Origin of the sequence: Microbacterium rhizophilum (genome assembly GCF_039605615.1) — a bacterium.
Lineage (GTDB): Bacteria > Actinomycetota > Actinomycetes > Actinomycetales > Microbacteriaceae > Microbacterium > Microbacterium rhizophilus.
Map to the genome: position 1 here is coordinate 126,560 of NZ_JBCNUN010000003.1, position 14,801 is coordinate 141,360.

The window sequence follows — 14,801 nt, forward strand, 5'->3', positions numbered from 1 at the left end:
CCTCAGTACTTGGTGACGGGCACCCACGTGGATGCGGGACGGTTGTCGTAGAGGTGGAGGCCGACTGCCGAGGCGATCACGGCGGCGACGGGGCCGGTCGAGTGCGATCGCGAGATCTTGGTGATCTCGCCCGCGTTGCGCAGCACCATGTGATCGACGGCGTGCTCGAACGTCTTGGATCCGTCGTGGATGAGGTCCTTCTCGTCACGGGCGGCGGTGAGCCATGTCTCGTCGGCGATGCCGCGGTCCTTGCCGCTGAGCATCTCGAGGCCGGGGCCGGGGATCTCGTCGTCCTCGCCGAGCTTGTACTTCTTGCGCAGACGGCGATCCACCTCGGCCGTGATCCGCCGCGTCGGCCCGCCGTCGTCAGCGCCGAACGCCGCGGGGGACCAGTCGTGCAGCTCGACGAGCAGGTCCACCATCCACTGCGTGCCGGGGGCCGCGTGCAGCACGCGCGTGCACGGTGTGCCCGCCTCGTCGCGCCACGTCGCCACGATCGCGCCCATAGCGTTCTCCGGCGCAACCTCCCACGTGATCGCGATGTCGCTGCGGCGCGCGCCGATCGTCGGGTCTGCCAGCGTGTCCCAGTGCGGGATGAGCGGATCCTTGGCCTCGGTCCAGCGGTTGCAGTAGGCGCGGATCCACGTCGCGTGATCGACGCGCTCCTCCTCGGGCGCGCGGCCGTCCACCTTGGACATGAGGTCGTCGATGTGCTGCGTGTAGCCGACAGCGGGGTGGAACGCCGCGATCGCGGCGGGGTCGTAGGGGTCGGCGTCGTCGGGCAGCGACGCCTCGAAGTACGCGAACCGGGGGTGCGACCCGGGCTCGGTGACCGAGCGCCGACCCATCGCGACGAGCCGCTTCATGTAGGTTGACTCGGCCGTGCCGGCTGTGGACATGAACCAGATCTGACGCTTGCCGCGCAGGGTGATCTGCGCGGGCACGATCGCGTCGTCTACCAGCTCCTTGCCTTGCAGCTCGTTCCATACCCAGATCTCGTCGAGGCCCACAAGGTGCGGCGTCTTGCCGTGCATCTTGTCGGCGGTCGGAGGGAACGCCCAGACCTCGGACTTGTTGGGCGGGAACACGAGGCCCGTCTGCGCGGCCGACCGCTTGCCGTCGATCCAGCGGCGCAGCGGCGACGCCTCGACGCGGCCGATCAGCGTCTTCATGAGGGTGCGGGCGTCGTCGCCGGTCTGCGCGCTGAAGTAGATCCGTGCGCCGTCCATCTCGAGCGCGCGGTGAATCTCGACCGGGCCGAACATCGTGGTCTTGCCGGACTGCCGAGGCACCGTGACCATGACGCGCTCGTAGACGTAGTTGCCGTCGTCGTCCAGCTCGGTCGCGACATCCCACACGTGCTGCTGCCACGGCATCGGCGTCCAGCCGAGCATGCCCGCTATCTCGGCGATCTTGTTCCCGCGGCTGCGACGAGCAGGGTTGCGCTTCGTCGCGTACGTGAAGCCCGCCCACGTCGGCTCAGTCATCGGACCTGAGCTGCGCGACGAGAGCGCGGAACTCGTCATCGCCCTGCGCGGCTGCGGCCTCGTGCAGCAGCTTCATGATCTCGACGGCCTCGCGCGTCGCCTGCGACACGGCGTACGCCTTCCGTTCGCTGTCGATGATCTCGGCGAGGCGCAGCAGGTTCACGCACAGGCCCTCGTGCATGTCGTCGAGCACGCCGTCGCGGCGCATGCGGTCGATCGTCTTGGCGTAGGCGTCACGGACGCCGCCAGTCAGCGGAGCGGGCTCGAGGCCGGGGATGAACGGCGAGGATCCGGCGAGGTCCGTTGTCATCTCGGGGCCTTTCGTCGCGGGCGGGTTTTTGTGGGGTTGATCGGGAGAAAATAGACGGGGCTGCGCGTGGGTGTCCTCAGAGTCATGGCTTAAAGAACGCGAGCCCGCTCTCGATCGGGATGCCGATCGGCTTGAGCGCTCGCTTGCCGCGCGCGTAGTTGCAGCGGCGATGCGCGGGGCCGAGGTTCTCGAGGTCGTAGACCGCGCCGCCGTCCGCTCGAGGGATGATGTGGTCCGCGCTGTCGGATCCGGGTCGGCCGCAGATGATGCACAGGTCGCCGTACTCGGCGATCGTGCGCACGACGTACGCCTGCGCCCTCGGCCCGCCCCATCGCTCGGGCTTGGCGTCGGGCTCGGCGTACTTGCCGGGGCCGTGGCGGAGCTGCATCAGCGTGCCCGGTGGATCGCGGCGACGAGCCACAGCGCGGTCGCGACGACGGCGGCGAGGGCAATGCTCGTGGTGTCGATCATCGGACGGTCCCGGCGAGGGCGGCGTCGAGCTGGCGGCGGCGGCCGAGCATGGCCTCGAGCTTGCGGCGCTTGGCGATCGTGCTCTTGAGCAGCTCGAGGGCCGCGTCGCGGTACGCCTCGACCACCGCACGGGTGGCGGGCTCGCCGCCGAGGACGATGCGGCCGAACGCCTCGAGCACGTGGGCCGAGTTGAGCAGCCGACGACGAGTGAGGCGCATGCCCTCGTGGGACCAGTGGTCGGCCTCGATCTCGAAGCGGCCCGCAAGCTCGAGCAGCTCGTGCGCGAGGCCGATGCGGTCGGTCAGCCCCTCGGCCTCCTCGTGGCGCAGCATGGCGTCCCACGCGCCCTCGCTCATGCGATCCACCGAGCGACGAGCTTGGCCACGCGCTCGCGGTGCTCCTCGGCAGTGAGAGCGAGGGGATCGATCATCGGGGGTATCTCCTGTCGTGCACGGTCTGTATGCGGGTCTGGATCTGGGCGAGCTGGTCGGGCGTGTAGTTCGGGCCGGGCTCGAGGTCGGTGCCACCGGGGGCGGATCGTCGTCCGTCGTCTCGGTGGGGGTAGGTCTGGCACGTGAGGCACCAGCCCGAGGCGTCGTCCCAGACGTGGTGTCGAGGCATGGCAGCTCCTGCGGGGATGGTGAAGGGTTGAGGGAGCACGGCCCCCCTACGCACGAGAGATGTGCTTCGGAGGGGCCTGCGGTACACGGAGCCAGAGCTTCGGTCGCGTATTGGCACGGCCCTCTCGGGCCGTCACGGACGGGATATGCGGATCGGGGTCGTGGTGTGGGTGCAGCGCCCGGTCATGCCTTGACCGCTGCTCCCGATCCGCTCGGGTTGGTACCTCGTGCTCGTGAGGTCGGGGGCATCTTGTTTCGCGGAGCGCCTCCCGCGTGTCTCGCTCACGTGATCGTGAGCGGCTGCCCTTGGCCGTCGTCGCGACGGTCGAGCGGGCGTCCCCTATCCACGAGGGGACCGCTGGTGGTGGGCGAGCTGCCCAGATGGTGTGATTTCGTTCCATGTCGAGCATGGGAACACCACTCACACCATTAGGTAGGGATTTCCTACGGCGTGTCGCGTTTTCGCACCACGTGGCGCGCTAGCCTGCTGACCATGACGATGATCCAGATTGAGGCGAGCACGCTGCCGGATCTCCTCGCGGCGACGAGGCGGCTGCTTGGCCTGTCAATGCGAGCAATGGGCGAACGCCTCGGCGTCGCCCACACGACGATCGCGGCGTGGGAGCACGGGGTGAGCGAGCCGTCGTTCTCCCAGGTGGTCACGTGGGCTCGGCTCACGGGCCAGCCCCTCAGCGTCTTCGTTGACGCCCTCGGCCGTGACTACCAATCAGAAGGTTAGGGGTTCGAGTCCCTTCGGGCGCACAGGTTCTTCGGAACCGCAGGAACTGTGTTGAGACAGTAACGAAACGGCTCGCTTCGGCGGGCCGTTTCTCATTTCCGCGTCGGCGCGGACCTCACGCCACGGTCCCGCTGGCGGCCGCTGCTCGGTGCGCCGCGCCGACCGCTCGGCCACGCGCCGCCACCACGCGGTCCCGTTCGCTCAGAGCGAACAACCGTCTCACTCGCTGGGACGGGTGCCGCGGAGCTTCTGCGTGAGGTCGCGCAGCTGCCGCAGCTCGTCCTCGTCCAGCACCGACATCCGCTCGGCGATCGAGCGGCCGTGCGCGGTGGCGATGGTGCGGAACGCGTGGGCGCCCTTGTCCGTGGCCGTGATGATCGCGCCGCGGCCGTCCGACGGATCCGAGCACTTCGTGACCAGGCCGCGCGTGACCATCCGGTCCACCAGGCGCGAGACGCTCGGCTGGCTGATGAGCATGTTCGCGGTCACGTCGCGCAGCCGGGCGGCCATGCCCTCGGCGCGCGTCACGGTGAGCAGGACGTCGTACTCCGGCTGGGTCAGATCCGTGCCGCTGAAGTCGGAGGCGACCTGCGCGAAGACCTCGTACTGCGCGCGGAACAGGCTCTCCCACGCCTCCACGGCGAGCCTGCGATCAGCCATGACTCCAGAGTATCCGCGCGCCCTGGCCATAGCGTGTGGGCATGACCTGGATCAGCGGAGCGGGGCGCGCACGCGCGGCACTCGGAACGCTCGCGGGGCTGATGCTCGCGATCGCGATCGCGGTCCCCGCGGCGGCCGACGTCGACGACTTCGCCTTCGACGGCCTCACGGTGGATGTCGCGCTGTCGCGCGACGGGGACGGCGCGGGCGTCGCGCGGATCACCGAGACGTTCGTCGCGGTGTTCCCGGACGTCGACCAGAACCGCGGCATGCAGCGCCGCCTCCCGCTCGACGACGAGGGAGTGCCGCTGCATCCGACGCTCGTGTCCGTGACGGACGAGCGCGGCGGGCAGCGTCCGGCCGAGACCGAGACCGACGACGGCGAGCTGATCATCACGTCCGCCGTCCCCGAGGGCGAGTTCGTGCACGGCCGGCAGACCTACGTCTTCACGTACACGCTCGACAACGTCGCGGGCGCGAAGGACAGCGGCGTCGACGAGTTCTACTGGAACCTGCTCGGGGCTGAGTGGTCGCAGCCCTTCGGCGCGGTCGAGGTCGCCGTGACGGTGGACGCCTCGCTCGCGGACGCGCTCACCGGGGATGCGCGCTCCTACGCGGGCGACGCGGGATCCACCGACTCGGCGGTGCTCGAGCCGGCGCGGCAGCCCGACGGATCCGTCCGGTTCGAGGCGCGCGCCGAGGACGTGCGGCCGCACCAGGCCGTGACGTTCGCGATCGGCTTCGAGCCCGGGACGTTCACGCCGTTCGACGCCTCGGTCGCGTCGTCGCCGGCCGCGCTCGCGCAGATCGGCGGCGGCGTGCTCGGCGCGGTCGCGCTGGTGTGGGCCGTGCTCGTGCGGCGCCGGCGGCTGCGGGACGACCCGGGCCGGCCGGTCGTGATCGCCGAGTACGACCCGCCGTCGGGCATCGACGCGGCGACGGCCGCGGCCATCCTGGGACATGCGGGCAGGATCGTGCCCGCCGAGATCCTCGAGCAGGCCGTGAACGGGACGCTGCGCATCATCGCGTCCCAGGGCTTCCTCGGCACCTCGAAGTTCACCGCCGAGCTGATCGACCCGCGCCGCGCGGACGAGAACGGGCGGATCATCCTGAAGGGCCTGTTCGGCGACGACCTGCGCCCCGGCGAGACCTTCGTGTTCGGCACGACCAGCACGCGCTTCTCGACCGCGGCGCACCGCCTGATGTCGTGGGCGGGCGCGCGGAACAGGTCGTACCGCCGCGGCACGGGCTTCCGCTTCGGGACGTGGCCCGTGATCCTGGCGATCGCCGGATTGGTGGTCACGGTCGGGGCGGGGGTCGCGGCGCTGCTCGCCTACGTCACGCCGCTCGTGCCGATCCTGCTGCTGATCTTCGGGTCGCTCGCCTTCGTGGGAGTGCTCGTGATCCTGGCCCGCAACCCGCTGACGAGCGAGGGTGCGGAGATCCGCGATCACCTGCGCGGGCTCGAGCAGTTCATCGCGTGGGCCGAGGAGGACCGTATCCGGATGCTGCAGTCGCCGCATGGCGCCGAGCGCCGGCCGGTCGACGTGAACGATCCGCGCGAGATGCTCGTGCTCTACGAGCGGCTGCTGCCGTTCGCGGTCGTGTTCGGACAGGAGAAGCAGTGGGCCGAGCGCCTCGCGGTGATGTACCCCGGCGATTCGCCCGGCTGGTACGTCGGATCGGGGCCGCTGAACGCCAGCGCGTTCGCCGCGAGCATCAGCGCGATGTCGAGCGCCTCGAGCTCGTCGGGCGGATCGTCCGGCGGCGGATCCGCGGGCGGTGGCGGGGGTGGAGGCGGCGGCGGGGGTGTGTGAGCCGCCGCGTCCGGACATGGTGAGGGGCCCGTCGGAGAGGCATCCGACAGGCCCCCTGTCCCTTGCACCAAGAGTGTCCTGCAATCACATGTCCGACGTCCGCCACAGCAAAACGTCCGCCGGTGAGATGACTCTATAACGGTGCGGTAACGGCGCACAAGGGTTCGTCGTTACTTTTTCGTGACTCATATCCCGGGCATAGCGGACGGCCAGGATCGGCCCGTTCCGACGCCGCCCGGCTACTGCGCCACGGGCTCGCTGCGGTAGCCGAGCTGCGAGTGCCAGTCGCCCAGGACCTCCTGCTGCGACGCGTCACAGGTGCGCCCATAGCCCACGCTGACGTCCCAGTACTGGAACGAGCTGACCCACACGCGGTGGTCGAGACTCCACCCGTCGAGGTAGGTGAGGGCGAAGCAGTCGGCCATCCACTCATGGTCGCCGTCGAATGCCGCGAGGGCGCTCTCCGTCGGCGCGGGGTTCGTCAGCTGCAGGACGTGCGCGTACTCGTGGTACGCGATGCCGGTCTTCAGCCAGTCGGTCATGTAGGGCAGCGCCGCGCCGGCGGCGTCGATGTGCACGGTGCGCGGGCCGGCGCTGTCGACGCACCCGAGCACGTCCGCGCCGCAGAGACGGTCGGCGTCGTCGATCGAGGTCGTGGCGAACCCGTCGCCGAGCCGGTCGACGACCTCCTCGTAGACGCTGCCGGTGGAGTTGCCGGATGCCTGCGACCTCGCGTCCATGAGCCGCGTCGAGAGCTGCGCCATCAGCGCGATCGCCTCGTCGGTGCCGCGCTCCACCGCCGCGGCGTCGTAGCGGTGCCGCCAGGCCGACTCGGCGAGATAGCTGAGCTGCCACGAGGGTACGAGGCCGCCCACCCCCACTCCCTCGAACTCCCGGGCGGTCGCCGTGAGCTCCTCCATGGCGGTTCCGAACGTCTCCTTCCGGTCGATGAGGCCCTTCTGCTCCTCGATCTGCCGCTCCTGCTGCTCGATCCGCTCCTGCTGCCGCTCCATGCGGGCGTTCATGCTCTGGAGCTCGAGCAGCAGGAGCGCCACCCCGACCGCCAGCGCGATCACGCCGATGCCGAGGGCGACGATCCATCCGGTGCGACGTCGCGGTCGTGGAGGGCTGACGGGCTCGGCGGGGGCATCGCGCGGGACGTCTTCGGCGTCGTGCGCCGCACCGTCCTGCGCGGCCGCGGCGGCCTGCTCGTTCGCGATGACGACACCTCCTTGCGGGCAAGCGTAAGCGGACACGTGCCCGTGATGGCGCGGCTCGTCCACCGCGCGGTCAGGCGCGCTCGCGCCGGCGCCACCGCCGCCGGCGGGGCTCGGGCGCTTCGGCCGCCGCGGCCTCGCGCGCGGCACGGCCGCGCTCCTCGCGGCGCTCGTGCCACGCGGCGATCTCGGCCTCGACGTCGCGCGTCGGCGTCACGACGGGCGGCCCGCCGAGCAGCTGCAGGCGGGCGTGCTTCACGCGCCGGTTGAAGTCCTCGAGCGTCTCGCGCACGTCCTGCTCGCGCGTCATCCGGTCGAGGCGGTCGTCCAGCTCGGCGTCCTCGACCCGCAGCGCGAGCGCGGGCGGGCCGAGACCGCGCAGGTTCTCTTGCTCGATCTTGCGGCGGATCCACCAGTCCGGGTCGTGCGACTGCCCGAGCCCGGTGAGCGGCTTGCCCGCGCCGGGCAGGTTCTCGAACTCGCCACGCCGGATCGCGTGCTGGATCGCCTGCTCCACGACGGCCGCGCGCTCCTCCGGGGTCGACCACGAGGGCGTCTCGTCCTCCGCGGCCTGCCCGACGTCACGCTCGACCCGGTAGCGGGCGGCGGCTTCCCGCGGATCCGTCATGGGCACCCCCCCGGGGACGTTCGGTCCCTCCAGGCTATGCCCGTCGGGCCTGCCAGAGCTCGTCCGGCGCCGCAAGGGGCTCGCCCCGGCGACGCCCCGGGCGCGAGAGTGGGGCGATGAGCGACGACGCGATCACGTTCCGTTCCGTCACGATCCGCACCAGTGCGCTGGAGATCGCCGCCCAGGTCGCGGGGCCGGAGGGCGGCAGCGCGGCGGTCCTGCTGCACGGCTTCCCGTACGGGCCGCTCTCGTACGAGGCCGTGGCCTCGCGCCTGGCCGCGGCCGGCATGCACGTCGTCGTGCCGTACCTGCGCGGCTTCGGCCCCACGCGATTCCGCGACGACCGGATCGCCCGGTCCGGTCAGCAGGCCGCCATCGGACGCGACGCGGTCGAGCTGGTCGAGGCGCTCGACCTGGACCATCCCATCCTGGTCGGCTACGACTGGGGCGGACGCGCCGCGAGCGTCGCCGGCGCTCTGCGGCCGGATCTCATCGGCGGGGTCGTCGCGCTCGGCGGCTACACGATCCAGGACATCGCGGCGGCCGGCGAGCCCGGCGTGCCGGCCGACGAGCGGCTCGCGTGGTACCAGTACTACTTCCACGGCGAGCGGGGCCGGGCGGGGCTCACGCGCCACCGGCGCGCGCTCGCGTTGCAGCTGTGGCGGGAGTGGTCGCCCACGCGCGAGATCGACCCCGCCGAGTTCGATCGCACGGCGCCGGCGTTCGACAACCCGGACTTCGTCGACGTCGTGATCCACTCGTACCGCCACCGCTACGGGCTGGCGGAGGGCGCGCCGGAGTACGCGGCCGACGAGGCGCGCCTCGCCGCCCTGCCGCCGGTCGCCGTGCCCGCGATGGTGCTGGACCCCGTGGACGATCCGATGATCGTGCCCCAGGGCCGCGCACATCATGAGCGGCACTTCGCGGACCTCCGTGATCACCGGCTCGTGCCGGGCGGGCACAATCAGCCGTTCGATGCGCCCGCGGAGGTCGCCGCGGCCGTCCTCGACCTCGACCACGAGGTCCGGGGCGGCGTCACCCGAAGCTGAGCGCGTTCTCAGGAGATGACGGCTTCTCCGGATCGATCCCGCGCGCCCGCACCTGAGAACGCGGCATCTCCGGAGAACCCGTCAGTCGAAGCTGAGCGCGTTCCAATGGCCGGGGCGCTCGAGTTGCGCGTAGTGCACGTCCGAACCGTCCGGCCGGATCTCGGCCACGCACGCGAGCAGCGACACCGTCGGGTAGCCGTGCGCGTGGTTGTCGCGGATGATGGCGCGGTCGTCCGACGGATCCAGCATCGCGCTGTCGCCGAGCACGCGGATCCACGGCTCCCACCACTCCGGCCCGTCGCCCCACTCGTCGTCGACGCCGCCCGGGGCGTCCGCGAACGCCGTGTCCTCGAACGAGTGGTGCCACGCGGCGATGCGCGGCGTCGTGGCGTCGTCCACGTCGTCGTGCGCGAGCATGTGGGTGCCGGGCGCGAGCGTCTCGCGCCGCAGCGCCACGCCGTCCCACGCCGTGACCGCGACCTCTGCGCCGGCCGACGTGCCGTCCACCTCGACGAGATTGAAGCCCAGGGTGCGCGGCGCGCCCTCGGGCGAGGTGCCCGCGACCGACGCGAGCACGATGCCGCCGCGCGACTCGACCTCCTCGGCGCGCACGCCCGACGGCTCCCCGGCCCGATTCAGCAGCACCGCCAGCCGCGGACCCTGCGCGGCCAGCCACGCGCCGCCCGCGACCCGGTCCTGCACGCCCACCAGACCCGGGCGATCCGGCCACCACTCGCCGAGCGGATTCCACGGGCGCTGCGGATCCTCGTCGCGCACCGCGAGCAGGCGGACGGGTTCGGACGAGCCGGGCTCGGGGACGCGGATCACGACGGTGCACATCCTTGTCATTGTCTCGCACGCTCGGGGCCGCAAGCGGCGCCCTCGCGAGCGAGGGCGCTGTCGCTTCGCTCCATCGCCGGCAGCGCTGCGCGCTGCGGGGCCGCATCCGCGGCACGCTCGCTTCGCTCGCACAGCGGCAGGACCCCGCCGGGTTCGACCACGCGCGGCCGGGAAAGACGGCAGACTGGCGCGCGTGAACATCGTCGTGGGAGTGACCGGCGGGATCGCCGCGTACAAGACGGTGCAGCTCGTGCGGCTGCTCGTGAAGGACGGGCACGACGTGCACGTCGTGCCGACCGACGACGCGCTGCGGTTCGTCGGGGCGCCGACGTGGGAGGCGATCAGCCGGCACCCCGTCACGACCTCGGTGCACGACGACGTCGCGCGGGTGCGGCACGTGGCGCTCGGCCAGGAGGCGGACCTCGTGGTGATCGCCCCGGCGACCGCCAACACGATCGCGCGGATGGCGGCCGGTCTCGCGGGCGACCTCCTCGGCACGACGCTGCTCGCGACGCAGGCCCCCGTGCTGATCGCCCCGGCGATGCACACCGAGATGTGGCTGCACCCCGCGACTCAGGCGAACGTCGCGACGCTGCGTGCGCGCGGCGTCCGGCTGATCGGCCCCGACAGCGGCCAGCTCACCGGCGACGACAGCGGCCCGGGCCGGATGAGCGAGCCCGACGCGATCCACGCCGAGGTCGGCCGGCTGCTCGCCGCCGCGCAGGACCTCGCCGGCATCCGCGTCCTGGTGTCGGCGGGCGGCACGCGGGAGCCGATCGATCCGGTCCGCTTCATCGGCAACCGCTCCAGCGGACGGCAGGGCATCGCGATCGCGGTGGCCGCGGCCGAGCGCGGCGCCGATGTCACGCTCGTCGCGGCGCACGTCGAGGAGGGCGTGCTCGCGACCGTGCCCGACCGGATCCGGATCCATCACGCCGGCACGGCCGCCGAGCTGGGGGAGCGGATGACCGCGCTCGCCGCGGACGCCGACGTCGTGATCATGACCGCCGCGGTCGCGGACTACCGCGTCGCCACGGTGTCGGATCGCAAGCTCGCCAAGGAGGACGGCGCGCCCACGCTCGCGCTCGTCGAGAACGCCGACATCCTCGCGGGCCTGGCCGCCACGCGCAGGCCGGGCCAGACCGTCGTGGGGTTCGCGGCCGAGATGCCGACGGACGACGAGACCGTGCTGGAGCGCGGCATCCGCAAGCGCCGCCGCAAGGGCGCCGACCTGCTCGCGGTGAACGAGGTCGGCTGGGAGGCCGGCTTCGAGCGTGCCGACAACACCGTGGCGGTCATCGGCCCGGACGACGCGGTGGTCGCCGAGGCGACCGGCTCCAAGCGCGAGGTCGCCGACGCCCTGCTGGATGCGGTGGTCGACGTGCGACGCTGAGCGGGCCGAAAAAGCTCACCCGGGCGACATGTCCCTGTGGGAGCGAAGCGACCGTGCCGCGGATGCGGCCGACCAGCGCGCGGATGGAGCGAAGCGACAACCCATGGAGCGCGAGTGCCGGCGCGAAGCGTCGGCCGAGCGATCGATCCGCGCGCGGCTAGGGGACAGTGATCGGGAAGTTCGCGCGGAACACGTTGTCGGGGTCCCAGGCCCGCTTGACCTCGCGCAGGCGCGGGAGGTTGGCGCCGAACGCGTCGACGAGGCGCTCCGGGCGCTGGTCGGTGTCGAACGACAGGTAGAGGCCGTTCGTGTGCGGCGCGACCACGCCGTCCCAGAACGGGTCGAGCTCGGCGTGCGAGCGGCCGAGCGCCGTGAGCAGGAAATTCTGGTGCCGGTGCGGGTAGGCCATGGCGTCGGGCGCCACGTCGTGCGCCGCGCCGCCGGTCGCGCGTACCTGCAGGAAGTACGCCGCGCCGGATCCGGCGAGGTCGGCGAACGCGCGCGCCGTCGCAGGATCGAGGTGGTCGACGAGCCCCGTGCGGGAGACGGGATCGCCGCCGCCCTGATGGTGCCGGTCGCCCGGCGCGACGACGCCGGAGTACGGCATCACGTACGCCTTGTGGTCGAGCAGCGGTCCCGCGTCCGCGAGCCTCTCGAGCGCCGTGATGGCGGCATCCGTGTCGTCGCCCGCGAACACCGTCATGAGCTGCGCGACGGACTGCTGGCCGGGCCGGATCGGCGACAGGATCAGGAAGCTCGTCAGCTCGCGCGGCGCCGCCTCGACCGCGGCGCCCCATCGCTCGAGCAGGCCCGTCGTGTCGCTCGCGTCGAACACCATCTGCGAGTACACGACGTTCCCCAGGCGCATGGCCTCGATCTCGACCGCGGTCACGATGCCGAGGTTGCCGCCGGCGCCGCGCAGCCCCCAGAGGAGATCCGGATGCTCGTCCGCGCTCGCGCGCAGGATCCGTCCGTCCGCGGTCACGACGTCGGCCGCCACCACGTGGTCGATCGTGAGGCCGAACGTGCGGCCGAGCAGGCCGATGCCGCCCGTGGTCGCGAGGCCGCCGACACCCACGCCGCCGTAGTCGCCCGAGCTGATCGCGAGCCCGCGCGGGGCGAGCGCCTGCGCGACCTCGCCCCACGTCGCGCCCGTGCCGATCCGGATCCGGGTGCCCGCTCCTTCACCGGCTTCGAGCGGCTCGATGGCGGCGAGCCGGCGCAGATCCACCACCACGCCGCCGTCGTTGGTCGAGCGGCCGCTGACGCCGTGGCCGCCCGAGCGGACGCCGAGGGGCACGTCCTGCGCGCGGGCGTAGCCCAGCGCCTCGGCCACCTCCGCCGGCGTCGAGGGCAGCAGCACGAGCCCCGGGCGACCGGAGCGCAGGTAGTTGTGGCGCACGTCGTCGTAGCCGCGGTCGCCGGGCTCGATCGCGCTCGCGGCCAGCGAGGCGGGCACGGCGTCATAGTCGATGCCGTCGCGGCGCAGGGCCAGCGCGGTCGCACCGCGGCGGGCGTTCGCCGCCACGGTGCCGCGGTCCGCGCGCTCGCGCCCCACGGCCTCGCGCACGGCCGGCGCGATGTCCTCGCCGAACGCTTGCAGCGTCGCCGGGTCGTCGCTCGCGAGGATGAACGCCGAGACGCCGTCCTCGAGCGCGAGGCCCGTGAGCTCGTCGATCCAGCGGTCGGACTGCTGCTGCGGCGCGATGTTGAGCAGGCGCCGGATCTCCGACGGGCTGCGGCCCGCCTTCTCGGCCGCCTCGTCGATCGTCGCGTTGCCGCGGCGCAGGTCGCCCGGCTGCATGTACGCCTGCGACGGCAGCCAGCCGTCCGCGGCCGTGCCCGTCAGGCGCAGCATGCGCGGCTTGTACGCGCCGAGCCAGATCGGCACGTCGTGCGCGGGTCGGGGGCCGCGCTTCGCGCCCGCGACGCGGTGGAAGCGCCCGTCGACCTTGAGGGGCCGCCGATTGCCGGCGTCCCAGATGCCGCGGATGATCTCGATCGCCTCGCCGAGGGCGGTGACGCCCTCGCCGGGCGTGAGCCGCGTGCCGCCCATGCCCTCGATCGCGTCCCAGAAGCCGCCGGCGCCGAGGCCCAGCGCGAAGCGCCCGCCGGACAGCAGATCGAGCGACGCCGCCGAGCGCGCGAGCACGGCGGGCTGGCGCAGCGGGAGGTTCAGGACGTTGCCCGAGACCGTGATGGTGCTCGTGGACGCCGCGACCCAGCTCAGCAGCGTCCACGTGTCGTGGAACGCCGGCTGGTAGGGGTGGTCCTGGAACGTGACGAGGTCGAGCCCCGCCTGCTCCGAGAGCTGCGCGAGCCGCACGGGCTGCTGCGGGTCGGCGTTGGCGGGCGTGAGGAACGAGCCGAAGCTCAGGTCCTGACCGTAGTCGGGCATCCGGTGTCTCCTGAAAGTTCTGTCGAGCAGATCGTCTGCTTCACAACTCATCTGCATCACATCCTATTCCGGTACGATCGGGGCATGGCCGCCACCGACGAGATCCGCCCCCGCACCGCTCCCAGCCGGTCGATGCTCGGCTGGTCGCTCACGGCGCTGCTGCGTGAGTGGAAGGCGCGCGTCAGCGCGGTCGCGGAGGAGCTGCCGCACGGCGACCGCAGCTACCAGGTGCTCGCGATGAGCGCACAGGAGGAGCCGCCGACCCAGGCCGCCCTCGCCGCGCGCCTCGGCATCGACCGCACCGTGATGACGTACGTGCTCGACGACCTCGAGCGCGCGGGCCTGATCGAGCGTCGGCTGGATCCGTCGGATCGCCGCGCGCGCCGCGTCGTCCTGACCGAGGCCGGGCAGCGCGTCGTGGACGATCTCGACGCCCGTGTGCTCGAGGCCGAGGCCGAGCTGCTGGCGGGTCTCGCGCCCGAGCAGCGCGACCTGCTGTGCGGGCTGCTCGAGCACGCCGCCTCCGGCGCGGCGCCCGGCGACGACCGCTGCGGCGTCGTCGCCCGCGGGTGACAGCGGCGGGGTCGTAGTCTCGTGCCATGAGCACGGGATGGGCGGCGCGGCCCCTCGTCGACGACGACACGATCCGCGCCAGCACGGGGCGCGGCTGGGACGACTGGGCGGCGGCGATCGACGACGGTCCCGGCGCGGGCGCGGGGCACACCGCGATCGCGCGCTGGCTCGTCGCCGACCAGGGCGTCGATGCGTGGTGGGCGCAGAACGTGACGGTCGGCTACGAGCGGATCCGCGGCCTGCGGCTGCCTGGCCAGATGCCCGACGGCACCTTCTCCGTGCAGCGCAGCCGCACGGTCGATCGCGAGGCCGACGGGATCCGATCCGCCCTCCTCGACGACGCGGCGCGCGCCGACCTGCTCGACGGGCTGGACACCGCCCTGCGCTCCCGCGCGACGTCCAAGGGGCTGCGGTTCGCGGTGACCGAGGGCGGGCACGACGCCGGCGTCGTGATGTTCACGTGCGAGCCGGCGGGCGAGCGCACGAAGCTCGGCGTGACGCACGAGAAGCTCGTCGGGCCCGACGAGGCAGAGCGCTGGAAGGCGCACTGGGCCGACTGGCTCGCCGCGCTCTGAGCCGGGACGCTGCGTCCGGCGCGC

Annotated in this window: 16 protein-coding genes; 6 read left to right on the forward strand and 10 right to left on the reverse strand. The window is 72.4% G+C overall.

All coding sequences use genetic code 11. The features are described from left to right. Positions 1-2 precede the first annotated feature (2 nt). The 5 genes from AAD528_RS07180 to AAD528_RS07200 all read right to left on the reverse strand — a co-directional run bounded on the left by AAD528_RS07180 (position 3) and on the right by AAD528_RS07200 (position 2,889). Positions 3-1,487, reverse strand: coding sequence for a terminase large subunit domain-containing protein (locus tag AAD528_RS07180; RefSeq protein WP_345751386.1), 1,485 nt, complete (start codon positions 1,485-1,487; stop codon positions 3-5). Then, on the reverse strand, positions 1,480-1,797 hold the full coding sequence (locus AAD528_RS07185) for a hypothetical protein (protein ID WP_345751387.1): 318 nt from the start codon (positions 1,795-1,797) through the stop codon (positions 1,480-1,482). Before AAD528_RS07185 ends, AAD528_RS07180 begins: the two co-directional genes overlap by 8 nt. Before the next feature lie 82 nt (positions 1,798-1,879). Continuing rightward, a complete protein-coding gene (locus AAD528_RS07190; protein ID WP_345751388.1) occupies positions 1,880-2,185 on the reverse strand; it encodes an HNH endonuclease in 306 nt (101 codons plus the stop codon). A 79-nt stretch (positions 2,186-2,264) separates the two neighbouring features. Then, the gene (locus AAD528_RS07195) at positions 2,265-2,633 is read right to left on the reverse strand and encodes a hypothetical protein (protein ID WP_345751389.1); all 369 of its coding nucleotides are present in this window, start codon (positions 2,631-2,633) and stop codon (positions 2,265-2,267) included. A 61-nt stretch (positions 2,634-2,694) separates the two neighbouring features. Continuing rightward, a complete protein-coding gene (locus AAD528_RS07200; RefSeq protein WP_345751390.1) occupies positions 2,695-2,889 on the reverse strand; it encodes a hypothetical protein in 195 nt (64 codons plus the stop codon). Positions 2,890-3,381: 492 nt separating this feature from the next. Between AAD528_RS07200 and AAD528_RS07205 the strand changes: the two genes are divergently transcribed. Continuing rightward, positions 3,382-3,627: a helix-turn-helix domain-containing protein gene (locus AAD528_RS07205; protein WP_345751391.1), complete on the forward strand. Its 246-nt coding sequence runs from the start codon at positions 3,382-3,384 to the stop codon at positions 3,625-3,627. A 219-nt stretch (positions 3,628-3,846) separates the two neighbouring features. Here AAD528_RS07205 and AAD528_RS07210 read toward each other — a convergent pair whose 3' ends face one another. Beyond that, the gene (locus AAD528_RS07210; RefSeq protein ID WP_345751392.1) at positions 3,847-4,287 is read right to left on the reverse strand and encodes a MarR family winged helix-turn-helix transcriptional regulator; all 441 of its coding nucleotides are present in this window, start codon (positions 4,285-4,287) and stop codon (positions 3,847-3,849) included. 41 nt (positions 4,288-4,328) lie between these two features. Between AAD528_RS07210 and AAD528_RS07215 the strand changes: the two genes are divergently transcribed. Next, a complete protein-coding gene (locus tag AAD528_RS07215) occupies positions 4,329-6,104 on the forward strand; it encodes a DUF2207 domain-containing protein (protein ID WP_345751393.1) in 1,776 nt (591 codons plus the stop codon). 239 nt (positions 6,105-6,343) lie between these two features. On the opposite strand, the gene AAD528_RS07220 is transcribed toward AAD528_RS07215, so the two are convergent. Both AAD528_RS07220 and AAD528_RS07225 read right to left on the reverse strand, forming a co-directional pair. Further along, entirely contained in the window at positions 6,344-7,360 is a 1,017-nt protein-coding gene (locus tag AAD528_RS07220; protein WP_345751394.1) for a hypothetical protein, read from the reverse strand. 34 nt (positions 7,361-7,394) lie between these two features. Further along, positions 7,395-7,949, reverse strand: coding sequence for a DnaJ family domain-containing protein (locus tag AAD528_RS07225; protein ID WP_345751395.1), 555 nt, complete (start codon positions 7,947-7,949; stop codon positions 7,395-7,397). 116 nt (positions 7,950-8,065) lie between these two features. Between AAD528_RS07225 and AAD528_RS07230 the strand changes: the two genes are divergently transcribed. Next, a complete protein-coding gene (locus AAD528_RS07230) occupies positions 8,066-8,998 on the forward strand; it encodes an alpha/beta fold hydrolase (RefSeq protein ID WP_345751396.1) in 933 nt (310 codons plus the stop codon). Positions 8,999-9,079: 81 nt separating this feature from the next. Here the strand turns inward: AAD528_RS07230 and AAD528_RS07235 are convergent, their stop codons facing one another. Further along, positions 9,080-9,838: an NRDE family protein gene (locus AAD528_RS07235; protein ID WP_345751397.1), complete on the reverse strand. Its 759-nt coding sequence runs from the start codon at positions 9,836-9,838 to the stop codon at positions 9,080-9,082. A 193-nt stretch (positions 9,839-10,031) separates the two neighbouring features. On the opposite strand from AAD528_RS07235, the gene coaBC reads away from it, so the two are divergent. Beyond that, positions 10,032-11,231 carry a bifunctional phosphopantothenoylcysteine decarboxylase/phosphopantothenate--cysteine ligase CoaBC gene (coaBC, locus tag AAD528_RS07240; RefSeq protein ID WP_345751398.1) on the forward strand — a complete coding sequence of 400 codons (1,200 nt, stop codon included), beginning with the start codon at positions 10,032-10,034 and terminating at the stop codon, positions 11,229-11,231. A gap of 157 nt (positions 11,232-11,388) precedes the next feature. On the opposite strand, the gene AAD528_RS07245 is transcribed toward coaBC, so the two are convergent. After that, on the reverse strand, positions 11,389-13,629 hold the full coding sequence (locus tag AAD528_RS07245; protein WP_345751399.1) for an LLM class flavin-dependent oxidoreductase: 2,241 nt from the start codon (positions 13,627-13,629) through the stop codon (positions 11,389-11,391). 84 nt (positions 13,630-13,713) lie between these two features. On the opposite strand from AAD528_RS07245, the gene AAD528_RS07250 reads away from it, so the two are divergent. Continuing rightward, a complete protein-coding gene (locus tag AAD528_RS07250) occupies positions 13,714-14,202 on the forward strand; it encodes a MarR family winged helix-turn-helix transcriptional regulator (RefSeq protein WP_345751400.1) in 489 nt (162 codons plus the stop codon). Between the two features lie 26 nt (positions 14,203-14,228). Continuing rightward, positions 14,229-14,777, forward strand: a complete 549-nt coding sequence (locus tag AAD528_RS07255) for a hypothetical protein (protein ID WP_345751401.1) — start codon at positions 14,229-14,231, stop codon at positions 14,775-14,777. Positions 14,778-14,801: the final 24 nt, after the last annotated feature.